The organism is Planktothricoides sp. SR001 (genome assembly GCF_001276715.1).
GTDB lineage: Bacteria > Cyanobacteriota > Cyanobacteriia > Cyanobacteriales > Laspinemataceae > Planktothricoides > Planktothricoides raciborskii.
The window spans coordinates 105,097-129,612 of the sequence record NZ_LIUQ01000002.1 but is presented as its reverse complement, the minus strand read 5'-3'; the positions used below and the strand labels follow the sequence as shown (position 1 = coordinate 129,612).

25 protein-coding genes, 1 other RNA gene and 1 pseudogene are annotated in these 24,516 nt (G+C 42.6%); 20 read left to right on the top strand and 7 right to left on the bottom strand.

Annotation, left to right across the window (positions count from 1 at the left end; all coding sequences use genetic code 11):
• Positions 1 to 235: 235 nt before the first annotated feature.
• Together AM228_RS01785 and AM228_RS01780 are read right to left on the bottom strand one after the other, a co-directional pair.
• The gene (locus AM228_RS01785) at positions 236 to 1,690 is read right to left on the bottom strand and encodes an MlaD family protein (protein ID WP_156331462.1); all 1,455 of its coding nucleotides are present in this window, start codon (positions 1,688 to 1,690) and stop codon (positions 236 to 238) included.
• Between the two features lie 231 nt (positions 1,691 to 1,921).
• Positions 1,922 to 2,704: an ABC transporter ATP-binding protein gene (locus AM228_RS01780; protein WP_054464507.1), complete on the bottom strand. Its 783-nt coding sequence runs from the start codon at positions 2,702 to 2,704 to the stop codon at positions 1,922 to 1,924.
• Between the two features lie 577 nt (positions 2,705 to 3,281).
• Here AM228_RS01780 and yvcK point away from each other — a divergent pair.
• The 4 genes from yvcK to AM228_RS01760 all read left to right on the top strand — a co-directional run bounded on the left by yvcK (position 3,282) and on the right by AM228_RS01760 (position 7,864).
• Positions 3,282 to 4,697 carry a gluconeogenesis factor YvcK family protein gene (gene yvcK, locus AM228_RS01775; protein WP_054464383.1) on the top strand — a complete coding sequence of 472 codons (1,416 nt, stop codon included), beginning with the start codon at positions 3,282 to 3,284 and terminating at the stop codon, positions 4,695 to 4,697.
• A 193-nt stretch (positions 4,698 to 4,890) separates the two neighbouring features.
• On the top strand, positions 4,891 to 5,394 hold the full coding sequence (tsaE, locus tag AM228_RS01770) for a tRNA (adenosine(37)-N6)-threonylcarbamoyltransferase complex ATPase subunit type 1 TsaE (RefSeq protein ID WP_054464382.1): 504 nt from the start codon (positions 4,891 to 4,893) through the stop codon (positions 5,392 to 5,394).
• Between the two features lie 132 nt (positions 5,395 to 5,526).
• Positions 5,527 to 6,360, top strand: coding sequence for a Tab2/Atab2 family RNA-binding protein (locus AM228_RS01765; RefSeq protein ID WP_054464381.1), 834 nt, complete (start codon positions 5,527 to 5,529; stop codon positions 6,358 to 6,360).
• A gap of 421 nt (positions 6,361 to 6,781) precedes the next feature.
• On the top strand, positions 6,782 to 7,864 hold the full coding sequence (locus tag AM228_RS01760) for a hypothetical protein (protein ID WP_054464380.1): 1,083 nt from the start codon (positions 6,782 to 6,784) through the stop codon (positions 7,862 to 7,864).
• Between the two features lie 249 nt (positions 7,865 to 8,113).
• Here AM228_RS01760 and AM228_RS01755 read toward each other — a convergent pair whose 3' ends face one another.
• Positions 8,114 to 8,557 (bottom strand): PIN domain-containing protein, encoded by a 444-nt coding sequence (locus AM228_RS01755; RefSeq protein ID WP_231636534.1) that lies wholly within the window; start codon positions 8,555 to 8,557, stop codon positions 8,114 to 8,116.
• Positions 8,554 to 8,802, bottom strand: coding sequence for a hypothetical protein (locus AM228_RS01750; protein WP_054464378.1), 249 nt, complete (start codon positions 8,800 to 8,802; stop codon positions 8,554 to 8,556). The genes AM228_RS01755 and AM228_RS01750 overlap by 4 nt, the downstream gene beginning before the upstream one ends.
• Positions 8,803 to 9,079: 277 nt before the next feature.
• On the opposite strand from AM228_RS01750, the gene AM228_RS01745 reads away from it, so the two are divergent.
• Positions 9,080 to 9,331 (top strand): hypothetical protein, encoded by a 252-nt coding sequence (locus AM228_RS01745; protein ID WP_197285193.1) that lies wholly within the window; start codon positions 9,080 to 9,082, stop codon positions 9,329 to 9,331.
• Between the two features lie 58 nt (positions 9,332 to 9,389).
• Here AM228_RS01745 and AM228_RS01740 read toward each other — a convergent pair whose 3' ends face one another.
• Positions 9,390 to 9,713 carry a hypothetical protein gene (locus AM228_RS01740; RefSeq protein WP_054464376.1) on the bottom strand — a complete coding sequence of 108 codons (324 nt, stop codon included), beginning with the start codon at positions 9,711 to 9,713 and terminating at the stop codon, positions 9,390 to 9,392.
• Between the two features lie 313 nt (positions 9,714 to 10,026).
• Complete coding sequence (locus tag AM228_RS01735; RefSeq protein WP_054464375.1) at positions 10,027 to 10,227, bottom strand: hypothetical protein; 201 nt, start codon at positions 10,225 to 10,227, stop codon at positions 10,027 to 10,029.
• A gap of 208 nt (positions 10,228 to 10,435) precedes the next feature.
• On the opposite strand from AM228_RS01735, the gene AM228_RS01730 reads away from it, so the two are divergent.
• Both AM228_RS01730 and AM228_RS01725 read left to right on the top strand, forming a co-directional pair.
• A complete protein-coding gene (locus AM228_RS01730) occupies positions 10,436 to 11,311 on the top strand; it encodes an S-methyl-5'-thioadenosine phosphorylase (RefSeq protein ID WP_054464374.1) in 876 nt (291 codons plus the stop codon).
• A gap of 450 nt (positions 11,312 to 11,761) precedes the next feature.
• Positions 11,762 to 12,496, top strand: coding sequence for a 2-phosphosulfolactate phosphatase family protein (locus AM228_RS01725; protein ID WP_054464373.1), 735 nt, complete (start codon positions 11,762 to 11,764; stop codon positions 12,494 to 12,496).
• A 154-nt stretch (positions 12,497 to 12,650) separates the two neighbouring features.
• Here the strand turns inward: AM228_RS01725 and AM228_RS01720 are convergent, their stop codons facing one another.
• Positions 12,651 to 13,994, bottom strand: coding sequence for a lipid-A-disaccharide synthase-related protein (locus AM228_RS01720; RefSeq protein ID WP_082348707.1), 1,344 nt, complete (start codon positions 13,992 to 13,994; stop codon positions 12,651 to 12,653).
• A gap of 325 nt (positions 13,995 to 14,319) precedes the next feature.
• On the opposite strand from AM228_RS01720, the gene ssrA reads away from it, so the two are divergent.
• From ssrA to AM228_RS01670, 13 genes and pseudogenes are all read left to right on the top strand, one after another.
• Positions 14,320 to 14,711: a transfer-messenger RNA gene (ssrA, locus tag AM228_RS29040) on the top strand.
• Positions 14,712 to 14,934: 223 nt separating this feature from the next.
• Positions 14,935 to 15,465 carry an adenylyl-sulfate kinase gene (gene cysC / locus AM228_RS01710; protein WP_054464370.1) on the top strand — a complete coding sequence of 177 codons (531 nt, stop codon included), beginning with the start codon at positions 14,935 to 14,937 and terminating at the stop codon, positions 15,463 to 15,465.
• Between the two features lie 591 nt (positions 15,466 to 16,056).
• Positions 16,057 to 16,248, top strand: a complete 192-nt coding sequence (locus AM228_RS01705; protein ID WP_156331461.1) for a hypothetical protein — start codon at positions 16,057 to 16,059, stop codon at positions 16,246 to 16,248.
• A gap of 58 nt (positions 16,249 to 16,306) precedes the next feature.
• Positions 16,307 to 16,597, top strand: coding sequence for a hypothetical protein (locus AM228_RS01700; protein ID WP_054464368.1), 291 nt, complete (start codon positions 16,307 to 16,309; stop codon positions 16,595 to 16,597).
• A gap of 74 nt (positions 16,598 to 16,671) precedes the next feature.
• Complete coding sequence (locus tag AM228_RS31585) at positions 16,672 to 16,812, top strand: hypothetical protein (protein ID WP_156331460.1); 141 nt, start codon at positions 16,672 to 16,674, stop codon at positions 16,810 to 16,812.
• A 156-nt stretch (positions 16,813 to 16,968) separates the two neighbouring features.
• Entirely contained in the window at positions 16,969 to 17,103 is a 135-nt protein-coding gene (locus tag AM228_RS36635; protein ID WP_199317273.1) for a hypothetical protein, read from the top strand.
• A gap of 122 nt (positions 17,104 to 17,225) precedes the next feature.
• Positions 17,226 to 18,399, top strand: a pseudogene (locus AM228_RS01695) (ISAs1 family transposase).
• Positions 18,400 to 18,474: 75 nt separating this feature from the next.
• Positions 18,475 to 18,915, top strand: a complete 441-nt coding sequence (locus AM228_RS01690; protein ID WP_054464367.1) for a response regulator — start codon at positions 18,475 to 18,477, stop codon at positions 18,913 to 18,915.
• Positions 18,912 to 19,433 carry an Hpt domain-containing protein gene (locus AM228_RS01685; RefSeq protein ID WP_054464366.1) on the top strand — a complete coding sequence of 174 codons (522 nt, stop codon included), beginning with the start codon at positions 18,912 to 18,914 and terminating at the stop codon, positions 19,431 to 19,433. The genes AM228_RS01690 and AM228_RS01685 overlap by 4 nt, the downstream gene beginning before the upstream one ends.
• A 184-nt stretch (positions 19,434 to 19,617) precedes the next feature.
• Entirely contained in the window at positions 19,618 to 20,907 is a 1,290-nt protein-coding gene (locus tag AM228_RS01680) for a glucose-1-phosphate adenylyltransferase (RefSeq protein ID WP_054464506.1), read from the top strand.
• Positions 20,908 to 21,652: 745 nt separating this feature from the next.
• Positions 21,653 to 23,041 (top strand): hypothetical protein, encoded by a 1,389-nt coding sequence (locus AM228_RS01675; RefSeq protein ID WP_156331459.1) that lies wholly within the window; start codon positions 21,653 to 21,655, stop codon positions 23,039 to 23,041.
• A gap of 88 nt (positions 23,042 to 23,129) precedes the next feature.
• Complete coding sequence (locus AM228_RS35905) at positions 23,130 to 23,255, top strand: hypothetical protein (RefSeq protein WP_255353130.1); 126 nt, start codon at positions 23,130 to 23,132, stop codon at positions 23,253 to 23,255.
• Between the two features lie 61 nt (positions 23,256 to 23,316).
• Complete coding sequence (locus AM228_RS01670) at positions 23,317 to 24,333, top strand: endonuclease/exonuclease/phosphatase family protein (RefSeq protein WP_054464364.1); 1,017 nt, start codon at positions 23,317 to 23,319, stop codon at positions 24,331 to 24,333.
• The last annotated feature ends 183 nt before the right edge of the window (positions 24,334 to 24,516 follow it).

Sequence of the window (24,516 nt, the reverse complement as noted above, 5' to 3'; positions counted from 1 at the left end):
AAAGCCTAGCAGAATTAGAAACAAAGAGTAAAGAGTAAAACTTCAAAATTCAAAATTCAAAATTCAAAATTCAAAATTCAAAATTCAAAATTCAAAATTCAAAATTCAAAATTCAAAATTCAAAATTCAAAATTCAAAATTCAAAATTCAAAATTCAAAATTCAAAATTCAAAATTCAAAATTAAAGATTAAAAAGGGAATCTGTAATCACTATTCACCATAAACAAATAATTAATTATGGGGCTTTGGGGGAGGGGGGATTTTGTAATGGTAATTGGTTGATGTCCGGCAAGGATGTGGCTTGATCGTTGACGATTTTAACGATGGGATCGAGATTCTGCGCGATCGCGGTTTGTTCTTCTAATTGTTCGGTCACGGATAATAAATTATTCAGACTGTCGATCAACTGGCGCAAATCATTAAAAAATGTCGGATCTCCGGTTAAACGATCTAAATCCGAGGTAATTTTCTCAGCATTTTCAAACGTAGCCCTGGCCGAATCGAGGGTTTGTTGCAACAAGATTAAATTGGTGGGATTGGATAAGTCTTTTAAATTAGCCGTCGCTTGGGCGGCATCATTGGAAACTTGAACCGCATTAGCGGAGACTTGCTGTAAGTTGGTCAGCAGTTGAGGGATTTGAGCTTGATTTAATCCGGTTTCTACCTGGGAGATGGCGGGATCGAGACGATTGACCGCCACCCGGAGGTCTTCACTGGTTTGACTCAAGTTATTTAAAGTTTGCACTAAGGTGGAACGGTTGGCGACCACCAATCCATTTACATTTCGGACTAAACTGTTGAGTTCATTGGCGGTGGTTTGGAGTTGACCAACGGTATTGCCAATTTGATTGGCGGTGCTGCCAAACTGATCGATGGTATTGCCAACCTGATTGGCCGTGTCGCCAAATTGACTAATGGTATTGCCAACCTGATTGGCGGTGCTGCTAATCCGATCAATGGAAGCGGTGACTTGTTTGGCGGTGGTGCCTAATTCGTTGACGGTGCCACTAATTTGAGTGACCGCTTGATTAATGGTATTTGCTGATTGAACTGCGGTGGTGGAAACCCTGGCCAATTCTTTTTCGGTTAATTGGGTTAACTGTTGAAGATCGCGACTTAGGGCTGTCACCTCGGCGGTGACAACGGTGGTGTTTTGGATCAGTTGGTTGAGGTTGCCAAAAAATTGGGGATTGGCAAATAACTTGCTCAAGCCTAGGGAGTTGCGTAATAGTTCATCAAAGGTGACACCGATTTCTCCTTGAAGCCGATCGCGATCGCAGATAATTAACTCTGATTTACAGTTTTTGTCTAAAGGATTCGTATTTCTAGCGGAGATCGAAACCTCTTGGAAAGGAAAAATATCAATCGAAGTTTCCCCAATAAATCCCGCCTGACTGACTTCAATCCTCACTTGTCTAGGAATCCGTAGGGTCGCTGGGCTAATTTGAATCTCCACATCCACTTGATTAGAACGAGCATTAATCTCGGAAACCGCACCAATTTGTACCCCACGGTATCGCACGGGTGCGCCTAGTTGCAGTTTGGCAATATCCCGAAATTCAACCACTACCGTGTAATATTGTCTGCCGAAACTAAATCCTCGCAACCACAGGAAAAAACTGCCAAATAAACCCAGACCCAATAAAATTAACAAGCCCAATGAGCCTTCTCTGATCATTCGTCGCGACACAATATTTCCTCCTGAATAACACGCTCTGTTTTATTTTCTCTAGAATTAAACCAAGATTTAATCTAATATTTAAATTAACATTTAATCTAATACTTGAATTAACATTTTATTTAATACTTCACTTAATATTTAACGCAATATTTTATGATTTCACCGATTTCAGTCGGGGCAATTGAGGAATTGCTCCTACCAATTTTGAACTGGGTGGTACTGGGACGAGATCCACTTGATTTACCCGACCACTTGAATCGGTCCACTCACACTGCCACTAAAAAATTGTTTAACTAATGGATTGGTTTCACGATCGATTTGCTCCACACTTCCTTGCCATTGGACTTTGCCCTGATACAAAAAGATAATTCTATCGGTGGTACGACGAATGGTGCTATCTTGATGTGTCACCATGACGTATGTACTACAACCGCCTTTTGCCGCTTGCAAATCTCGGATTAAGTCTTCAATCACCGTTGAGGCGATCGGGTCGAGTCCTGCGGTCGGTTCATCGTACAGTAACACCTCTGGGTTGGCTCTGGGATTGTGGGGGTTGGTCATAATCGCTCTGGCAAAACTGACTCGCTTCCGCATCCCCCCGGAAAGTTCAGCGGGATAGCGATCGCCGATTCCCGGCAAACCCACCATTTCCAGTTTTTGATTCACCAACTCTCTAATTTGTTTACGGGATAGCCTAGAATGCTGATAAAGCAAAAAGCCAATATTTTCATCAACGGTTAACGAATCAAACAAAGCCGCATTTTGAAACACCATCCCAATCCCAATCGGATCCTGGAGATCGTCGAGCCAATGCTTCCGCAAAGTCCCCTGGACATAAACCTCACCACTATCCGGTTCCAGCAAACCGGCGATAATCCTCAGAATTGTTGATTTTCCCGTCCCAGATGGGCCGATAATTCCCAAAGCTTCATGCTTTTTTATAATCAAATTGACATCATCTAAGATGGCCTTCCCGCCAAACGCCTTAGATACTCCTTTTAATTCAATTAAAGGCTCGTCGATCATTTGATGTTGTCCTATCCTGAGCGGAAACTCAAAGATTAGTATAGTGGTCTGTACCGTTTAAAGATGGCAGTCTTGCGCCAGAGAGGATTGAATCTTCTTTAGTCCCCTACTTTTTTGAGGTTAGCACTGACAAGCGAGGGACGGCCTAACCTTGGTTATTGATGGGTTTTGATTAAACAGTTAAATTATATAAATTTGATCGCCGCTCATCAAGAGAACATCAACAGAACATCAACAGATTATCAACAGGTAATTTACGATAATTACGATAATTACGAGAATTATTAGCTGTTTGTTAAAGAAATCACAATTTTTAGCCAGATTTTCTCTAATCTAAAAGAACTTGATCTAAAAATGCAAACTAAATGCTAATTATTCTAAAATAATCAACCGTCAACCGTCAACCGTCAGCCGTCAACCGGCACGCCAGCATAGCCGTCAACTCCCCGAACTCCCGGATACTCAGGTGGTGGGAAGGGATGCCTGAAGATCAAACGGTCATCAGTCAACCATTGTATGTGTAGTGTAAAGTTTTGTATATCGTTTTTTTTATCCTGTAAAGTCAAAATTAATTATGGCCAACGGTTTCTTGAGAAAAGCAATTCAAGCAATTGAGTTTGAAACCCGCTCATTTGCTGCCGGAAGTACCCAGAATTTGTATTCCCGCCGACCTTCAAATCGGGTTAATCAGTGGGCCAAATGGCTTTCCCCTGGATTATTTGTGAAGCGCTGGTTACTGATTAGTGTTTTGGGAGTGATCCTCAGTCTGTTGGGTCTAGCGATTTGGATTAGATTGAACCCCATTTTTCGGGTGATGCAATTTCTGGAGACGTTTCTGTCTACTCTGACTACGGTGATCCCTAATTATATTAGTGGCCCGTTGGTTCTTGTGATGGGGATTTTGTTGTTGCTGTGGGCTCACGGGCGGACTGTGGGTGCGATCGCCGGGGCTTTAAGACCCGATAATGATGAGGAATTGGTGGATTTGTTGCTGAATCATCGCCGATTAAATCGCGGGCCAAAAATTGTGGTGGTTGGCGGTGGGACTGGTCTTTCGACGTTGCTTAGGGGATTGAAACATTACAGTAGTAATATTACGGCGATCGTCACCGTGGCCGATGATGGGGGATCTTCTGGCCGTCTGCGGCGAGAAAATGGTGTGTTGCCCCCTGGAGATATTCGTAACTGTTTATCTGCGTTAGCGGCAGAGGAAAAGTTATTAACTGAGTTGTTTAAATATCGTTTTCGTGCCGGTAAAGGTTTAGAAGGTCATAGTTTTGGTAATCTATTTCTTACAGCTATGACTGATATTACCGGAGACTTGGAACGAGCGATCGCTGCTAGTTCTCAGGTTTTAGCCGTGCGGGGGGAAGTGCTGCCAGCCACTCTTTGTGATGTGAATCTTTGGGCGGAATTAGCCGATGGACGTTGCATTACTGGGGAGTCGAGTATTTCTGAAGCGGGGGGCAAAATTGTCAAAATTGGCTGCATTCCAGCTAATCCCCCAGCGTTACCGAAAGCCCTTCAAGCCATTGAGGAAGCTGATTTTATTATTCTCGGCCCAGGTAGTTTATATACGAGTGTGATTCCTAATCTTTTGGTGCCGCAAATTACTGAGGCGATCGACCGAAAAGATATCCCGAAAATCTATGTGTGCAATATTATGACTCAACCGGGAGAAACCCAAGATTACAGCGTTGCCGATCATATTAAGGCGATCGATCTTGCCTGTGGTCGTCAGTTATTTAATGCCGTATTAGTGCAGTCACAATCCCCATCGGCTCAAGCCTTAATTCGCTATGCTCAAGATAATTCTCATCCGGTTTTTTTAGATCGCGAAGCTATCAAAAATTCTGGGAGACAAATTGTGAATGCTAATGTGATGGAAGAAGACCCTGACACGGGTTATGTTCGGCATAATCCTCAACTGCTGGCTCGGGTTTTATTGCGTTGGTACAGTCGAATGCAACTACTTAAAACGAAAGTGTAAAGCTGAATAAAGAGCGTCAGGTTTTTGCCGCGTAGATGAAGATATTAGATCCAGGGAAGGGTAATACATTCAGGGAATTTTAGCAAGAATCAATTTCTGATACAATATCTAATATCATCCGGCCTATCACACGGCAAAAGATTGAATAAACTGCCATTATATTTCCATAATATTTACTATTGTTTACCGAGATATGCGTCAACAGGGAAAGAGAATTTTTTTAGCCGATCCTACGGCGACTATTGAATTAGGAATGTTTTTAGGGCGATCGCTCAAACCACGCAGTATTCTTTTGCTGTCAGGGGACTTGGGTGCGGGAAAAACAACCTTAGTTCAAGGAATTGGGGCAGGTTTGAATATTACTGAACCGATTGTTAGCCCAACTTTTACCTTAATCACAGAATATCTAGAAGGCAGAATTCCCCTTTACCATCTCGACTTATATCGTTTAGAACCTGCCCAAATACCGAGTCTTAACCCAGAAATTTATTGGGAAGGGATAGAAGTTGAACCAGGAATTGTCGCGATCGAATGGGCGGAAAGATTACCATATTTGCCAGAGAATTATTGGCAAATTCGTTTAGCCCATCAGCCAGAGGGACGGTGGGTAGAGTTAATTTCTATTGGTCAATTTGATTTAAATTTAGAACAGATTAATGATTTATTTACTGATTACCAGATATTTGACATCGATTGAATCAAAATGCATTATTGTCGGGTTCATCTCAGATTGGCCAATGCCTACACATGGTTGATTTTTCCAAACTCTTTCCTATTCCCCCTTCCCTCTTTCCTCTATCCTGTTCTTAACACATTCTATATTTAATCAATGAAAATTTGGCAAGTTGACTGCTATCGTCGTCCCCTGAAAAATGAATCGGGACAACCTTTATGGGAATTACTGGTTTGTGATGCCAGTGATTCAGCCCCTTTATTTTCTAATTTATGTCCGCAATCCGAGGTCAATGCTGATTGGGTTCGGGCGCAATTCCCGCAAGTTAATCATGGGAAACTACCGGATAAAATCCAAGTATTTCGACCTCAGAGTTTGAGTTTAATTGAGACTGTGGCTCAAAGCTTCGGGATTCCCGTAGAACCAACACGGCGCACTTTGGCTTTGAAGCGATCGCTCATTGACAGGGCAAAAGAATATCCCAGCGATCCTCGTTATATCCGAGAAAATTATGAACCATTAGCCATAGATAAACCGCCTCCATTACCATTACCAGAAAACCTCTGGGGAGAACAATGGCGTATGGCAACGGTAAAAGCTGGGGATTTAATTGATACCTTTGCCGATTTGCCGATTCCCGTCAAAGAAATTCCCGAATTTATTACCCCGATTCAGTTAGGATTAGCCTCAACGGTGGCCGTCCCTGGGATTGTGATTTATGGCGGTCGGTCATCGATGCAATTAGCCCGATGGCTGCAAGAAATTAATCCGGTATCGATTAATTATATCCCCGGTCAACCAGATGGATTAATCTTAGAGGCTGGTTTGTGCGATCGCTGGGTTATTGCCACCTTTGAAGACCAAGAAGTTGCGGCAGCAGCCCAAAATTATCAAACCCGGAAACAACTGATTAAAGGGTTACATTTTCTCCTGGTTCAACCGGATGATTCGGGTATGACTTATAGTGGCTTTTGGCTATTGCAAGATTAGCAATAAACTGGGTTTTTTGAACTAAATTCGGTTCTCAAGTAGGGGCGATTCGCGAATCGCCCCTACTTGAGCCCGCGGATTTGGTTTGGTATTGTAAAGTTTCAATAAAAATATAGTCAGATATGGCAATTTTTGGTAATATATTGACATGAAACTATCAGACTATGCCAAACAAACCGGAATCAGTTATCGAACTGGAGGTGGTGGAAACAAGGAAATTTGACACACTTTCGGCAATCTCAGTGGTAACTTTATCATAAAAAGGCATTAAAGGCAACCTATGACGATCAAGTTTAGGATCATTTAGCCGGGACAATTAGCGCACCGTTTGCAGCAGGTGAGCATAAAAAAATTGCTGTCAAGGCGATCGATGACCGAGGCAATGAATTGTTAGTAGTCAAAAGTTTGTGAGGAAAATCACATGAAAAACATGGACGCTTTTTTGAATGATCGGAATCAACCAAAACCGCAACCTCCTTTCCAAGAACCCGATCTTAAAAGTTTAGATGACTTTATTACATATTGCTCTATCTTCGATCCAACGATTTCGACGCAATCAGGAAGATTCATAGATCGGGCTAATTTATTGTTTTGCGATCGGCTATATCGAGATGAATTAATCATAAATTTATTTAATAAATTTAGTGATATTCGCTGTGCAATTGAAGTATTGGAAAATTTTATATTATTTATTTGTGATGCTCCATTATATTCCGAAAATCCGAAAGAGTATTCACTTGAAATTATTGAAGATAGATTTTCTAAAAAACCCAAATTAAATACATCGTGGAAAAATCTAAAAAACTCACAAGTTCATAGCCTAAAAACTTATGCTTATTTGCGGGGTTCATTTGACAATGAAACATTTCAAAGTTGGCTGATTTTAAAAACACCTACGAAGAATACTAAATATGCAAAATCACCAAAAAATATGATGGGCTATGGAAATACTTTACCAGAAGCTGATTTAGAATTTCATAAAGCCAGAATAAAAACATTTACTAATTCTCAGATAATCATCGATTCTTTTATTGAACAAAAAATTCCGTTGACCAAGCAGCGAATGTTTGATACTTGCAAAAAAATCGACCCTATGGTTAACCCCAATACCGTTACATTCGCTTACCATGAAAATGGCTTTTCATATATTGAGTTATCTTATTTTGAATTGTCATGTCAATCAAATACTCATAAATTTACTCTTAATGTTGGGAGACAAAAAATTACATGGGAAGTAGTAAAAATTCTAGCTATTGAAGATGAAGAACACCCCGTAAATATCAATTTTTTAGGTAAAGGAAAAACATTACAAGAAGCCATTAATATGTGTGAATTTCAATATCAAAAATGTATCAATAATAATAAAAAAATAGCTGAAAAAATTGCTTTAAAACAACAAGAAGAAATCCAACAAAGTTTAATGATAGATAATCTAGAAGGGGAAGAATTTTTCAATGAGTTGATTGCAGAATATGGAGAAGATATTTTTCCCGATCGTGATTAATTTAGTAACAATAGCCTGATTATTAAGTAGGTGAACATAATTAATTGCACTTTTCTTTTCCCGACGTAAATCCTGGGATTCCCGCATTCGCGGGAATGACAGATTTTTAGCTAATAGACATCTCCAATAATTGCCAGTCACAAAGCCATATCAAGGCTTTATAGCTGATTTTTGGAGATGTCTAATCAATCAATATTTCTAAACGCGATAATCTGCGCCAGAAGATGATGCACTATCCAAATCGGCTGGTTAAATCGCTAATTCACTAACAACGATAATTTTTAATTCTGTTACCCGTTTCAGTTGCACGTCATTAGTTAAAAACGCCTCACAGCCAGCATCGATCGCGGCGGCAATTTGCAATGCGTCAGGAAGTTGCAGATTGTATCGGACTCTCACCCTTGCAGCCTCACGAGCGATCGTCAGGGTATTCTCCACAAACAGTACATCATCTCGTGTAAAGATAGCCATATATGCTTGTTCTAAATTCGTTAAGCCCATCTGCAACGCACCCACTAAGCACTCGGCAACCGTCACCGATCCCACTACTGGGGTAATCCCAGACTCTAATCGATCGAATATTGGATCGACCCGATCAATAAAGCTAGGATTCCGTTCTACAAAGTAAATGACAGGAGCCGTATCTAAAAACAGCCGCGATACCCCAGAAAGAGCCTCATCAATTCTCATCATTCGCCTCGCAAAACTTGGCTTCGATGCTCATCGGCTTCTCGTCGAGTACGCGAAACCCACTCTTGAGCATCTTCTCCCATCATTGGATAGGGAGCCATTCCTTTTAAATCGCTCCATCGAGGCTTGGGTCTGACGACCACCTCTGACTTTTTCAGCCCTTGTGCAATCTGTCGAATTAACTCTAAGCGCTCTTCAGGGGCTAGTTGTTCGACTTGCTGCAATAGCTGTTGTAGTAAAGGACTCATAACTCCAACCTCCAGAGATTTTCCCGATTGGCGCTTTCAGTAAACTGTGCGGCCAATTTTTTCGTCAACCGTTCCATCTGCCGAAGGGTGGTCGCCCCGCGTCCAGAAGAGTTGCACTTTTGATGGGAAACGGTATTAATATATATTAAATCACAATTAAAATTAATTGACTGGTGAATGATGAAAATTACTCTTGAACCCCAACTAAGTAGGTGAACATAATTAATTGCTCTTTTCGTTCCCCGCCGATAGGCTGTGGATTCCCGCCTGCGCGGGAATGACAGTTTTTCTTCTAATGGGGTCTGTGGTGCATTTATTTCTGCCAGTCTACTTAGAAGCACAATTAAAAGCAATTGCCAAGCAAACCAACAAAACCGAACAAGAACTTATTATCGAGGCAATTACAAAACATCTTCAAGAACTAAATCAATCCCAAAATTGCTACGATCTGGCTTTACAACTAGGGGTCATTGGCAGGGCTGAAAACCTTCCCGCCGATCTCAGCACTAACCCCAATTATTTAGAATGATTTGGCCAATTGTTTTTCAAAATGGCGGTTAAAATATTCGTATCCAACAAATAGTCCATTACCAAGTTCTCCTGACATCTTTAACAGCAGCTTCATATTCGGCAATTTCTTCGGGAGTCCAATCATCAAACAAATGAGACAAGGCTTCTAACCCTAAAACGCTTCTGATTTTCGCCGTTAAAGTTTCATCGGACATATTTTCTAATTGCTCGGCGGAAAAATTTTTGCTAAACGCATCAACCATGACCTCGATCATTTCATCCCGATTCAAATTCTCAAACAATGTATCAGTCGAGAGAAAATGCTCCACAATCGGATTTACTCGATGTTTGAACATTTCTTTAGTTTCATTGGTGATTCCCCAGTTATTTGTTGACACCATATAATTAACTCCTTTTCTTTGTCAGACTGAATGTATTGTTACTATTGTAGCCAATTCATAATCAAATTACATTGGTTGTTGGGTAGGGATTCTTTGGGTAGGGATTCTTTGGGTAGGGATTCTTTGGTTGGTTGGTTGTTGGGTAGGGATTCTTTGGGTAGGGATTCTTTGGGTAGGGATTCTTTGGTTGTTAGTTGTTAGTTGTTTGTTCCTCTGCTCCTCTGCTCCTCTGCCGACGGCGGGCTCCTCTGCTCCCCTGCTCCTCTGCTCCTCGTGACATAATTTTTTATCTGACAAACCGGGCTGGTTTGGCTTAAAGCACTTTCAAAAAACCACTATTTACTGCATCAAATACTCGATCGATTTGATATTTTTCCTCTGGACTAATCGATTCTTTGGCTAACAATGCTGACATCAGGAGATGTTGGTCATTCCTGGTAATTTTTTTCCATCTAAAGATCCGGTTGACGATGCTTTCGACTGAAGTTCTGGATATGTGGTTAGTTCCTGGCATATAGAATCCCTCTGAAGTCTATATCACAACTTTATCTTTCTATTCTTAAAGATTTTATAAAGATTCAGAAGCGATCGCGCTCATGGAAGTATTGTGATATTTTCTAGCAAACTTAGTGACAAAAATCACTGACACCATGTATTAACTGAGCAAATTTCCTATACAATAACCAAGTATGTTGGTAAAAATTTGGTGACAGGGATTACTCATGGCACAAGCAAAAATTGGCATTATTGGTGGTAGCGGGCTGTACAAAATGGATGGCCTGACAGAAGTAGAAGAAATCAAAATTGATACTCCTTTCGGCGATCCTTCTGATGTACTCATTGTGGGCACATTAGAGCAAACTCGTGTGGCTTTTTTAGCGCGGCATGGCCGTCACCATACTTTCTTACCTTCGGAAGTTCCCTACCGGGCTAATATTTATGCCATGAAAAGTTTAGGGGTGGAGTATTTAATCTCCGCATCAGCGGTCGGTTCCCTGAAAAAAAAGGTGAAGCCATTGGATATGGTCGTCCCGGATCAGTTTATCGATCGCACCAAAAATCGGATTGCCACTTTCTTCGGGGATGGGATTGTGGCTCACATTGCTTTTGCGGATCCAGTTTGCGGCCATCTGGCTAAAATTATTGGCGATGCGGTAGCTAGTTTAAACTTACCCGATGTCACCCTGCATCGTGGGGGCACTTATGTCTGTATGGAAGGGCCGGCATTTTCCACCAAAGCTGAATCGCATCTTTATCGGAGTTGGGATGCCACGATTATCGGCATGACTAATTTAACCGAAGCCAAATTAGCGCGGGAAGCGGAAATCGCTTATGCCACCTTAGCCTTAGTCACGGATTACGATTGCTGGCACCCAGACCACGATAGTGTCACAGTAGATATGGTTATTGGCAATTTGCAACGCAATGCGGTGAATGCTCAAAAAGTGATTCAAGAAACAGTCAGACGTTTACAAGCAAATCCGCCCATTTCTGAGGCGCATTCGGCCTTGAAATATGCAATTTTAACCCCTTTAAATCACGCACCAGCAGCCACCAAGGAAAAGTTAGCCTTGTTATTAAGTAAATATTTCGCTTGAAAATTTTGCTGATTATTGGTTATTGGTTGTTGGTTATTGGTGGGTAGGGATTTTTTTGTTGGTTATTGGTTGTTGGTTATTTGACCAAACAATCAATCAATAATTATTGATCGCTAAATGTAGGGTGGGCAAGAATTTGCCCACCCTACGATCGCTGAGTCAAATTCGCAAATCCGCATCAAAATTAAAAAAAGTTATAAAACCTATAAGAAAAAAAACGCTGTCTTATTGGCAATTGGCGAAGTTTTTTTCTTAAACTCGCAGCACTTAGCCTCTGCCGTAGCCGCTCTCGTGGCGAATCCCGTAGCGCCGCCAACCGCAACAGGAGTGGGGTCTGTTTCTACCTGTGGGAAAAAATATTCCTCAAGATAAAAAAATCATTGCTTTTGATGGCACACAAACCAATAGAATGTTATTCCGACTGGATAAAACAATAAGTGAAGCCAAACAGTGAAGTTATATATTTACCATACTCCTGAATTAACTCCGAGCGATCGCGTCCCAGATTGTGCGATCGCTGTTGATGTTTTACGGGCTACCAGTACGATGGCAACGGCCTTGAATGCGGGCGCCGAAGCCGTGCAAGTTTTCAGTGATATAAATGAGTTGATGCAAGTCAGTGAAGCTTGGCCTGCCCACAAGCGGCTGCGGGCTGGGGAACGCGGGGGCGCTCAGGTAGAAGGTTGCGACATGGGCAACTCTCCCTTTGATTGCACTCCAGAACGGGTGAAAGAATCCCGCTTATTTATCAGTACCACCAATGGCACCAGAGCCCTGCAATGCATTCAAAAAGCCCCCATTGTGCTGGCAGCGGCTTTAATTAATCGTCAGGCTGTGGTGGACTTTATTCTAGAGCAAAAACCAGAAACAGTCTGGATTGTTGCATCAGGTTGGGAAGGCAGTTTTTCCCTGGAAGATACGGTTTGTGCCGGGGCGATCGCCCATAGTTTGATCGCAGCAACAGGTCTGAAAATTGGCGAATTCGCTGGCAATGATGAAGTGATTGGCGCGATCGCTCTTTATGAGCAATGGAAAGACGATCTCTTACAACTGATGCGTTTAGCTAGTCATGGTCAACGGCTGCTTAGACTGAATCGAGATGAAGACCTTAAATATTGCTGCGACATGGATATTTTAGATGTAGTTCCCATTCAAAAAGAACCAGGGGTATTAGTGAAAAATTAATATTTGTTGTTAGTTGTTGGTTGTTAGTTGTTGGTTGTTGGTTGTTGGTTGTTTGTTGTTGGTTGTTTGTCTAACGAATAAAGAATAACTAATAAATAATAACAAATAGCAAGTAGCCAATAATTAATAATTAATAACTAATAACTATTAACCATTAACCATTAACGGCGATCTGCTCCATTAAATAGCGGGCAATTCGATGGGCAGCCCCCGGTTCGCCCATCCGTCTTCGGCCATTTTGTCTAATTAATTCCAGGCGATCGGGGTCACGAAAAAGTTGCTGGACGGCGGCGCCCACCTGTGAGGGACGATTGACTAAAATTAATGATGCCCCCAGTAACCGGCTTTGGGCCTCGGCAAATGCGGGGGTAAATTGTGGACCCCGTCCGGAAATGGCGATCGCCGGTTTACCCAGACCGACAAATTGCTCCGTGGCAGTTCCTGCCATCGCGATCGCCAGGTCAGCTTTTTGCAGACAAGAGACAAAACTTTGCTGAGTTAAAATTAATGAAGTATTTTTTTGTTGGAAATAGAGGGCATTGGGGTCTTTAATCCCTAACTCAGTAATTCCTAACTCAGTTGCAGATGATGGCTGAGGTCTGGCTTGCAGGTTCCAGCCATAAATCTGGAGCACTTTTTGCAGAGGTTCTAAACTGACCCCAGGGGCGATCGCACCCAGCAAAATTATTGGGCGATCGCCTAATGCCGCCAGCAAATCCGTCACACCGGCCATAATTATTTCCCAATTCTCTGCTGCTTCCGGCGATCGCGACCCAGGCAGCAGCACCACCACCAAAGGTCTTTGACTTTCTTTCAATTCTGCGTTTAATACTTTTTTGGGATCATAAAATATCCCTGGGGGATTTTCTTCCTCCAAGTCATCCATCATCGGATTTCCCAAATTCAACGCGGGAATCGCGAATTTCTGTAAAGTTGTCGCCGTCAAAGTATCTCTGGGAAAAACTCCCTTACAACGTTTTTGCCGCATCAGCACCCGTTCCCACGGCAGATACACCGACCCAGACCAACTTTCCAACCGCTCAAACCAAGACTGACGGGGTAACAGACCCACTTCATCCCGCAAATAATATTCTGATTTCGCCGTCCCCACAAAAGCATAGTCAGCCCCACTTAACCAGGCAAACAACAGGGGCACAATATCTCCCACCGCTAAAATAAATTTCTTTTCTGGCTTTTCTGGGGCAGAACCATCCTGAACCCAACTGCGAATCACTTTAATTTGCTCCCAAGTTAGTTTCAGCAAGCCACTTTGTAAATCTCCCCAAAGTTGCTGACCATCCATATAAATAAAACCACCAGAAGGCATCCGCTTCACCGGCCCGGCGATCGGCACTTGCTGGTTTTTGTACGCCAGTCCATCCCCGACCAAAGGCAAAGCCACGATTTCTGGGGGCTGCGGTTGCTGCTGAAGTTGCTTGATAATGCGAATTGCGATCGCATCCTCTCCATGACCATTACTTAAACACAGTAACTTCAATTTCAAATATCTCCATTTATCCTATTGTTGGTTGTTGGTTGTTGGTTATTTGTTCTTGGTTGTTGGTTGTTGGTTGTTTGTTGTTGGTTGTTCTTGGTTGTTTGTTCTTGGTTGTTTGTTCTTGGTTGTTTGTTGGTTGTTCTTGGTTAAATGCTCCTCTGCTCCCCCGCTCCTCTGCTCCTCTGCTCCCCCGCTCCCCCACACCCCACACGCCACACCGATGGCGGCCCCACAGCCCACACCGATGGCGGCCGATGGCGGCCCCACACCCCGCTCCCACGACTTCTTGACAATTGAGAATTTTTTATTATAATAGAAAGTGCTAGGGGCTGTTTTGGTTTCGACGGGAAATTGAAAGCTGGTCCTGTGATTCAGGCCGAGAGTGAGTCTCCTCTCGATAATCCAAGGCTCAAACAAAAAAGTAACTGCGAACAACATCGTTCCATTTGCTCGTAAAGCGGCCACTGTTGCTGCCTAATAACCTCTCATAGGTTCGAGCGTCTGTAGTTTGACTCCGTTAAGGACTATAGACCAACCCCCAACGGATGCTCTAACAAGATTACTCTGGTTGCTTGTTAGCTAAGACTTAACCATTGCATCCTATCATCCGGGATAATGGATGGTTCCCGCCTTGAGGATTAGAAAGGCTACGCCTGTGAACGAGTGGGAAGTTAATAGGTTTTTCGGAAAGCGGTTCGATTCCGCTCAGCTCCATTAACTATTAAATAAAGAAAAAAACCCGGTTTTTCCAAAAAAACCGGGTTTTTTTGCGGATAATTAACCGGCAAAAACCTATCAGTAATCAGGGATTTAAAATGCCTGGGGACATCAAACCAGTCAAATTTTATAAACTCTTATAAAATCTTGGGTCAATAGGATGTTTTTTATTGCTATATTCTTATTGCTATATTCTTATTGCTATAGTTGGAGTCGAATAATAATGAAACATCGCGGTGTCACAGTTTGGTTTACAGGGTTGAGTGGAGCCGGAAAAACCACCATTAGCGCTCAGGTAGAGAAATATCTCCGAGATAACCAATGTAAAATTGAGCTACTTGATGGTGATATCGTGCGGGAAAACCTGACCAAAGGATTAGGTTTTAGCAAAGAAGACCGAGATATCAATATTCGCCGCATTGGTTTTGTGGCACATCTGTTGACTCGTAATGGTGTGATTGTGCTGGTTTCGGCGATTTCCCCATATCGAGAAATCCGCCGGGAAGTTAAACGCCAGATTGGTGATTTCGTTGAGGTTTTCGTCAATGCGCCTTTGGCTGAGTGTGAAAAGCGGGATGTCAAAGGACTATACAAAAAAGCACGGGCTGGAGAAATTAAACACTTTACGGGGATTGACGATCCTTATGAAGTCCCAGAACATCCGGATCTTGAGTGTCGCACTGACCTAGAAACTGTGGACGAATGTGTCAATAAGGTTTTGCAAAAGCTTAGAGACGATGGTTATATTGAATAGTTAAACTCATCGTTATATGAGTAACTTATAGGGATCTACATAAACAGGCACCCGCTGATACGGGTTTAATCGCCTTCTGAGTCCGCCCTTCGGCGGACTTGCTTTTTGTAGCCACGGGTTTAAACCCCGATATTGTAAGGGGGATATCTTGGTGACAAATTGTTGAGAGAGAAAATTTTAAGTTAGGATTTCTGATTAATGCCCTCTGCAAAAGGCACTCACGGGGGGTGGATAGTCAAAATTTTCATTTCGAGGTATTTTCATTTCGAGGTATGTTTCTGCTGCTAATATTTAATGATTTATCCTAAAAAACCGTTATTTTGTCAATTAGTTTAGTTTTAGTTTAGTTAAAAACGGCAAATGATTCAATTGGGGAATATGTTTGGTAATTCTAGTTTAAGTAATCGGATTTTTTGGTGATGTTCAACTCCTATCGGGTTTCTCCTTGCTTTAAGTATTACGGTATATGTGAACGCCCAAAATTTATTAAAATTTGATCAAAGCACTAAACTGACAACAAAAAGTCTGTTATAAGTGAAGAATTTTATCAATAAAATCGATCAATTAGCGCTAAATATTATTAGAGTATATGTGTTGGATTATAAAAGACAAAATTTTTGGCAAATATATGAAAATATTTTTTATTTTTTTGATTTTTCCGATATTAATAGCTTATGTTTAGCCAGCAACTATGCCAGATTTACTCCAGAGGTAAAATCGTTGCTAAAACAGTTTATTGATGAGACAGAAATATTTTTTAATCAATGTGAAGATATTAATTAAAAAACTCATATAAGAAAACAAACTACAAGAAGCGAGACAGTTAACCTAACAGTTAACAATGACAGAAATCGCTCAACTGGGAAATAGATTAATTGAAGAGATGCTCGATAGTTATCTAGATAATCAACAAAAATTGGCAGATTCTCATCAATTTATGCTTGGGGTGGGGCTGGTCGGTACGGCTGTATCTATTCCCCTCGGTATCCTGGTTGCCCTGGGGATTACTCTCAAGTTAAAAAATCAGATGGCACCAGTCAAATCTGACAAATCTGATGGAGAAACTATTTCAGACAATAATTTAATTAATAATTTAATCAATTTGAAATTTATAGCGATCGCCGCCAAATAAGTGATGTAAATGCTCAGTTTACCGAGAGGCAAAATCAGCTAAATTAAGTGATATTAGAAGGAAAAAATTCAGCGATGCAAATCAGTACAGCGATCGCCTCATCCAGCCAAGAATTAGAAGAAACTTGCCGTGAACAATTAGCATCGATTAATCAAGAGGTGGCGATCGCCCAGGAAATTGAATTGCCCTCAACTCGAAGTAATTATCTCAGATAGTCAATGAAATCGCCTCAGTATCTCATTTTATGGCCAGTGCTGCCTGTAATGGTCAAGTCAAAATAATTTGCTTTGCTAAAAATTGAAAAAATAATGGGTCAATTAGCCCAAAATATGACTTTAATATCCTCATAAATTGGCATAATTAGTGAAAAATTGAATAATATCAATACAGTGTCCACGACGATTTCAGAGATAGCAGATCGCGCCAATTTACTCTCACTAAATGCGGCAATTAAAGCGGAAAAAGCGGGCGCTTATGGCAGGGTAAACGCATCAAAATTGGTATAAATTGTACTTGACAAAAGAGCCAGAGTTAAAAATGCCGTTAAAAAGTAGGACTGCCGTAGGTTTCGGATTAATCCACTGGCTCTCACTGTAGGACAATGGCATAAACCATTACGTGCCACCCCATGTCTAACTCATTAAGTCTGTCCTCCTCCCTTTATGCTCATTTTGGCTCCCTCGATGACCCCAGAGTACAAGGCCGCTGTGCTCATCAGCTATTTGATATCGTGGTGATTGCCCTGTTGGCGGTCCTGGCTGGTGCAGAAGGCTGGGATGGTATGGAGACCTATGGCAAAGCCAAAGAAGCTTGGTTAACCACTTTTCTCTCCTTACCCAACGGAATTCCCTCCCATGATACCTTCAGGCGGGTTTTGTCTCGACTTGACCCCACCCAACTTGAAGCTCGATTTCAGAATTGGATTGGTAGTCTGCTCGAAACACTGGGCGCAACAGTAGTAGCCATTGACGGCAAAACCCTCAGAGGCTCCTATGACCGAGAGCATAACCTCAAAGCCTTACAACTCGTCAGTGCTTGGTGTACAGAACACCGATTGGTTTTAGGTCAAACCCCCGTGGATTCAAAATCCAATGAGATGACAGCGATCCCGATCCTCCTAGCACAGCTGCACTTAACTGGAACCATTATCACCATTGATGCGATGGGAACTCAGACTGCTATTGCCAAACAAATTCACGACGCTGATGCCGATTATATTTTGGCTCTTAAAGGTAATCAGGGTAATCTGCATACTACCGCAGGCGCTTGGTTTGAGGATTTTGAGCAACAAGACTGTCCCGAAGAGCGGCTGGTTGACCACTGCCACTTGGTGGGGAGTGAACATCACCCCATTGAGAGTCGGTCTTGTTGGGTCTTTCGCGCCTCAGAGGTTTTTGAAGCCTCGGTTTGTCAGCGTTGGCCGGGACTCAAGTCTGTTGTGGTAATTCGCTCACTCCGTCAGTTGTGGAACAAGACTACTTGTGAGACCCGCTTTTTTCTGAGTTCTTTGGCTGTTGATGCCCCGTCCTTTGCTGGCTATATTCGCTCCCACTGGGAGATTGAGAATGCTCTGCATTGGTCTTTGGATGTGGTGAATGCCTTCGGATCGTAGTCGTATTCGTAGCCAGCATGGGGCGCGTAACCTGAGTATCTTGAGGCGATTGGCATTGAATCTGTTGCGGCGGCACCAAGGTAAGGGGAGTTTGAAGATGAAGCGTTATCGAGCGGGTCTGGATCATCATTTTCTGCTCGAAATCCTCGCGGCTTCTCTTTCTCTGCCCTTATCACATTCTCTCTCCTAATTTGATGCGTTTACCCTGCTGAACCATCGCGACCAATTCACCGCTTGTCTGAATAAGCCGATTAAAAAATCTTTGATGTTTAATGTGGTCAGTCGAATTTTCGACGGACAACCCCTGGAGTCAATCTCAGAAGAACCGCCGATAAATTTAGCCAATCGATCGCTAAGTCAAGTGATGCCGCTAAAAATTTTGTTAGCCGAAGACCATCTCGTGAATCAAAAAGTGGCGCTACAAATGTTAGAACGCATGGGGCATCAAACGGATATTGCCACCAATGGCTTAGAAGCGATCGCCGCCCCAGAACAAAAAACCTATGATGTGGTATTAATGGACGTACAAATGCCAGAAATGAATGATTTAGACGCCGCCCAAAAGATTCGCGAAGCCTTGGAATCGGGAACCATTACTTATAAACCGCGAATTATTGCCATGACCGCTAATGCTATGAGTGGCGATCGCGAAGCCTGTTTAGCTGCGCGAATGGACGACTACATCTACTCTTACCCATCCGCATGATCGAACTGAGTCAAGCCCTTTCGGTCTGTCAACCCCTAGATCCCACTCAACGGAGCATTCAGACAAACCAGCCAGATTCATCCAGCTTAACTTCCTTCAATGCACCCCGATCCCAAGCACTGCCCCAAGCACTGCCCCAAGACTCTCCGCAATTCAATATACCTGTATGGCAGCAAAACCCGGAGTCTTTACTGGATGCGAATATCCTCAACTCCCTGCGGGAAATCGACTTCCTGGAAGAAGTAATTGAAATTTACTTAACCGAGTCTCCCAAACTGCTGCACAAGATGACTGAAGCCATCAATCAGGGTGATATAAGCCAATTACGAGATGCCGCACATTCCTTAAAATCCACCAGTGGGGCGATCGGTGCCAATACCTTAGCGCAACTCAGCCAAACCCTAGAACTTATGACTCGGATCGGCAATAGCGCAGAAGCCCCCGCCCTGATCGCCAAAATAGAAACCGAATATCGTCTAGTCAAAGCCGCCTTAAAACAAGAAATTCAAACCAGTTAATTTTGCCAGTTAATTTTGGCTCTAAACGCAGACTATCACGGTGGTTTCAACCACGAAATTATCACTCACCACCAGGGCGGATTCTGAATTTATCTGAATTTATCGGTCTCCCCCCCTTGTCAACAATCCCCCACAGTCGGACACTGGATTTGAACCTTAAAGCTGATGAATGCGAGGTGTTTTCGTGAAACGAGTCTTAGGGATTATTCTTGGAGGTGGCGCTGGTAGCCGCCTTTATCCACTGACCAAAATGCGGGCGAAACCCGCTGTACCACTCGCCGGGAAATATCGCTTAATTGATATTCCTGTGAGTAACTGTATTAACTCAGACATCCTCAAAATCTATGTGATGACGCAATTCAACTCTGCGTCTCTGAATCGTCACATTGCCCGCGCTTATAACTTTTCCGGTTTCAGTGACGGCTTTGTGGAAGTGCTGGCCGCGCAGCAAACCGCCAGCGACCCTAGCTGGTTCCAGGGAACTGCTGACGCAGTACGCAAATATCTCTGGCTGTTGGATGAATGGGATGTTGATGAATATTTGATTCTCTCTGGGGATCATCTCTACCGGATGGACTATCGCGAATTTTTAAACCGTCACCGGGAAACCAACGCCGATATTACTCTCTCGGTATTACCCATTGACGAAAAACGCGCCTCTGATTTTGGCTTGATGAAAATCAACGACCAAGGGCGAGTGGTTGATTTCAGCGAGAAACCCAAAGGGGAAGCCTTAAAAGCCATGCAAGTGGATACAACCGCCTTGGGGTTAACTCCAGAAGAAGCGGAGAAAAGTCCATATATTGCCTCAATGGGCATTTACGTCTTTAAAAAAGAGGTTCTCAAAAAGCTGCTCCTAGAAGCCCCAGAACGGACAGATTTTGGTAAAGAAATTATCCCTGCTTCGGCAAAGAACTATAATGTTCAAGCTTATTTATTTAAAGGTTACTGGGAAGATATCGGAACCATTGAAGCGTTCTACGATGCTAACCTAGCTTTAACCAAGCAACCACAGCCGCCTTTTAGTTTCTACGACGAACAGGCCCCAATCTATACTCGTTCTCGTTATTTACCCCCGACCAAGCTATTAGATTGTCATGTCACCGAGTCCATTATTGGCGAAGGCTGCATTCTCAAAGAATGTCGGGTGGAACATTCGGTCTTGGGAGTCCGCACCCGGATTGAGTCCAACTGCAATATCCAAGATGCTTTGATTATGGGTTCGGACTATTACCAACCTTATGCCGAACGGCATTCGTCCGAAAACAGTGGCAAAGTTCCTATGGGAATTGGTGCGGGAAGTACCGTTCGCCGCGCCATTATTGATAAGAATGCTTGCATTGGCCGCAATGTGCAAATTATCAATAAAGATCGCGTGGAAGAAGCAGACCGAGAAAACCAAGGATTTTACATCCGTAATGGCATTGTCGTGGTGCTGAAAAATGGTGTGATTCCCAATGGCACCGTGATTTAGTCGTTGATTTAGTCGTTAGTCAGTATTCAGGCTTCACGGTCAGGAATTAGCCGATTCCCGTCCTCCATTCTGAACCTTTCTGAATGCTAATTTCTGAACCCTGACTGCTCATCGTTAAATATCTCTAAATGTCGATCGCTGATTGCTTACAGAGGTGATTTTAGATGAGTGATGTTAGCGGTTCAATTAGGGCTCTAAATGCCCATCTCTAAAATTAGAATACCTCCGTTAATCTTGCTGATGAGATTTTCTGGTCACGGTTCTTTTCTTTATTTGGCGATGCAGCTTCCCAGGAGTCTTGGGGATTAAGTGGGCAAAAAATAGAATGCTGATTTCTTTAACCAGTGACCCCTGAACGGGGTCACTTTCTCTATGAATTCTCTGTAAATCTGCCAAATTATTTTTCCCCCTTGGGCTGACTGACGCTCCGATCGCGCGTTGCTCAGGAGGGGAATCGCTTTGAAATAGCCTACACCCCTTACCAGCATCAAATTACCAGCATTAGAAATTTTTAATCAGCCCAACAATAACAAATAACAGATAACAATGTCAATAACAGGTTAATATTTGATTGATTTGACATTGGAAAAGACCAATAACCAATGCCAGTCATAGTTGGTGTCACTCATAAAGGGAATAACCTAGGCTTGTTGCTTAAATAAATTTAAGAAATTTAATAAAAATTATTGCTGAATCTAGTCTTAAAAATTTACAATAACCTTTGGTCAACATCCTTAAAGTGATTATGAACAGAAATCCAAGTATTATAGAGACTTATGAGCAGTATAGATCGCAGATGAAGACCGGAGACTTAATTGCTTTCTCCGGCAATGCGGGATTTTCTAATGTGATTAAGTGGGTGACCAAATCCCAGTATTCTCATGTGGGTATGGTATTAAAAGCAGACCTAGGCACTGGTTTCGGTGACAGTATCTTAATTGTGGAATCGACCCTAGAAACTCAATTCTTAGATGCTCATAACAAACAAGCAATTAAGGGAGTACAAATGCACTGGCTCTCTAAACGCATTGAATCCTATAATGGGTCAGTTTACTGGTTAAAACTCACCAATCCAATGGCTCCCGAAAAACAAGCCGAAATGGAAGCATGGCTGAGAGAAACTCATAACAAAAAAGTGCCTTATGATTATATACAAATTTACGGAGCAGCGATTGATTGGTTCGATCAGCTAGGGTTAACCAATCAACAGGATTTTTCTACCCTATTTTGTTCTGAATTAGTCGCCAAAGCCCTGCGAATTGGGGGAGTCATCGATCCGAACCTTAATCCTGCGGAAAAAACCCCGGATGATGTGGTGAAATTTGCTTGTTTTGGGGAACCCGTAGTCCTCAAACCAATGGACTTTAGCAAACCACAAGAACCATCGGGACTATGGGGTTATATTCAGCTATTTTTTAATCGACTTTTAGAGTTATTTAACCCCGAACCTGCAACCGAGGCAAACCCACCCGCAATTTTGCCTGAATCGCGAGTTATTGAACCATCAGAGCAACATATAATTCCCAGAATTGGGAGTAATTTAGAAACTTATGAACAATATCGAACCCAGATGCAAACCGGCGATGTGATTGCTTTTTCTGGTAATGCGGGATTTTCTAATGTGATTAAATGGGCGACTAAATCCCAGTATTCTCATGTGGGGATTGTGGTTAAAGCTGAACTGGGTAGTGGTTTGGGTGACAGTATCTTAATTATTGAATCTACCCTAGAAACTCAAATGTTAGATGCCCAGAAAAAACAAGCCATTAAAGGAATGCAAATGCACTGGCTATCTAAGCGGATTGAGATGTATAAGGGCTCGGTTTATTGGTTAGGCTTGAAAAATCCTCTCCATCCACAGAAGCAAGCGGAAATGGAAGCTTGGTTACGGGAAACGCACAACAAGAAAGTTCGGTATGATTATCTGCAAATTTATAATGCGGCAATTGATTGGTTTGATGAGTTAGGATTAACCAATCAGCCAGATTTTTCTACTATATTTTGTTCTGAGTTAGTGGCTAAATCTTTGCAAATCGCTGGGGCGGTTGATCCGAGTCTGAATCCTTCGGAAAAAACCCCTGGGGATGTGGTGAATTTTCCTTGTTTTAAAGACCCGGTGGTGCTGAAAGCTTAGTAATTTTTGGACACGGCATTGCCGTGTCCTTTGCCGGTTAAGGCTGTTAAACTTAGTCTGGTGGATGATTTCAGGATGGGGTGAAAATTTGACTAAAAATATCAACAGCATCAACAACAGCATCGACAGCGATCGCGCTGGGAAAAAACGGGGAACAGGAAACAGGGAACAGTTTGTATTACGGGCGTTTCGAGAATTAAACTGTATTCCATAACAGAGTGAATTGCTGTATAGGCATAATGAAATAATCGGGATATACTTCCCAATATGGCTTTATGAGTGACTCCAAATTTAACACAAAAACTCTCAAAACTATCCTGGAAATTGGCTTAATTCTTGCCATTGCCGGTTGTACCCTTTTTTCCCTGGCCGGTTATTTCGGAAGCTTCCACCTTTTTTTAGAACTTACATCTCATTTTCGCCTGCAATATCTGATTGTGTCTATGGGGCTAATGGGTCTGTTTTTATTGTTAGCCCGCAAGTCAAAAATCGGTCTGGCAATTTGTGCTTTTTGCCTAGTGATTAATCTCCCTGAAATTCTGCATTGGTATCTGCCAGTACCGGACAATAACCCCACCATCGCTACCCAAAATCTGCGGGTTTTATCCGCCAACGTGCGTCGGCGGAATCAAGACTACGATCGCGTCATATCCTTGGTGCGCGAAGAACAGCCAGACTTGGCCTTATTTATGGAAGTGAATGATGCCTGGTCGGATACTTTATTAGCACAGCTAAAAAATATTTTGCCTTATGCTTTATCCTATCCCCAGGATAGCTATCATGGCATCGCTTTATATAGCAAATTTCCCCTAGAAAATGGGGTTTTTCAAGAGTTTGGCGTTAAGCGAATTGTCAGTATTGTGGCTCAGGTCACGGTGGGCGGGGAAAAACTCAACGTTATCGGCACTCATCCTTTTCCACCTATCAGTTTCGGTCTGGAGAAAGCCCGGAATAAACAATTAGCAGAAATCAGCAGCTATCTGCAAACAATCGCTACGCCGAAAATCGTTTTCGGGGATTTGAATATTACCATGTGGTCTCCTTATTATAAAGATTTTGTGGCAACTACGGGAATGCGAAATGCTCGCGCTGGTTTTGGGGTGCAGCCCACATGGTACATGAAATCACCGATTTTTTATATTCCCATTGACCACTGTTTGGTCAGCCCGGATATTCGGGTGCAAAATAGTCGCGTTGGCGATCCGGTGGGGTCAGATCATTTGCCGATTATTGTGGATTTGGCTATTCCCCAGAAAAGCGATCGCGCTTTCCTTAATGCCGCCCCGGACTAAGCAAGAGACTTGGGGCAAAAACGAGGACAAGGCAATGTGCTGTCCTGACATTGATTTGGCGCAAGTTACCGGCGATCGCCTCCCAGGAAAGCAAAAGCAACCCGTTTTCTGATTTTCCGGCTATGATGGACTTAAGGGAAACCGGCTAAATTTAGACAAAAACTAAATAGGGATCATGGTTAA

Coding starts and splice junctions, on each gene's coding strand:
- AM228_RS01750 (WP_054464378.1), bottom strand. CDS start 8,802: ATGAGTCCTTTACTACAACAGCTATTGCAGCAAGTCGAACAACTAGCC.
- AM228_RS01760 (WP_054464380.1), top strand. CDS start 6,782: ATGAAAAACATGGACGCTTTTTTGAATGATCGGAATCAACCAAAACCG.
- AM228_RS01690 (WP_054464367.1), top strand. CDS start 18,475: ATGTTTAATGTGGTCAGTCGAATTTTCGACGGACAACCCCTGGAGTCA.
- tsaE (WP_054464382.1), top strand. CDS start 4,891: ATGCGTCAACAGGGAAAGAGAATTTTTTTAGCCGATCCTACGGCGACT.
- AM228_RS01670 (WP_054464364.1), top strand. CDS start 23,317: ATGAGTGACTCCAAATTTAACACAAAAACTCTCAAAACTATCCTGGAA.
- AM228_RS01700 (WP_054464368.1), top strand. CDS start 16,307: ATGACAGAAATCGCTCAACTGGGAAATAGATTAATTGAAGAGATGCTC.
- AM228_RS01730 (WP_054464374.1), top strand. CDS start 10,436: ATGGCACAAGCAAAAATTGGCATTATTGGTGGTAGCGGGCTGTACAAA.
- AM228_RS01675 (WP_156331459.1), top strand. CDS start 21,653: ATGAACAGAAATCCAAGTATTATAGAGACTTATGAGCAGTATAGATCG.
- AM228_RS01735 (WP_054464375.1), bottom strand. CDS start 10,227: ATGCCAGGAACTAACCACATATCCAGAACTTCAGTCGAAAGCATCGTC.
- cysC (WP_054464370.1), top strand. CDS start 14,935: ATGAAACATCGCGGTGTCACAGTTTGGTTTACAGGGTTGAGTGGAGCC.
- AM228_RS01755 (WP_231636534.1), bottom strand. CDS start 8,557: ATGATGAGAATTGATGAGGCTCTTTCTGGGGTATCGCGGCTGTTTTTA.
- AM228_RS31585 (WP_156331460.1), top strand. CDS start 16,672: ATGCAAATCAGTACAGCGATCGCCTCATCCAGCCAAGAATTAGAAGAA.
- AM228_RS01765 (WP_054464381.1), top strand. CDS start 5,527: ATGAAAATTTGGCAAGTTGACTGCTATCGTCGTCCCCTGAAAAATGAA.
- yvcK (WP_054464383.1), top strand. CDS start 3,282: ATGGCCAACGGTTTCTTGAGAAAAGCAATTCAAGCAATTGAGTTTGAA.
- AM228_RS01685 (WP_054464366.1), top strand. CDS start 18,912: ATGATCGAACTGAGTCAAGCCCTTTCGGTCTGTCAACCCCTAGATCCC.
- AM228_RS01740 (WP_054464376.1), bottom strand. CDS start 9,713: ATGGTGTCAACAAATAACTGGGGAATCACCAATGAAACTAAAGAAATG.
- AM228_RS01745 (WP_197285193.1), top strand. CDS start 9,080: ATGACAGTTTTTCTTCTAATGGGGTCTGTGGTGCATTTATTTCTGCCA.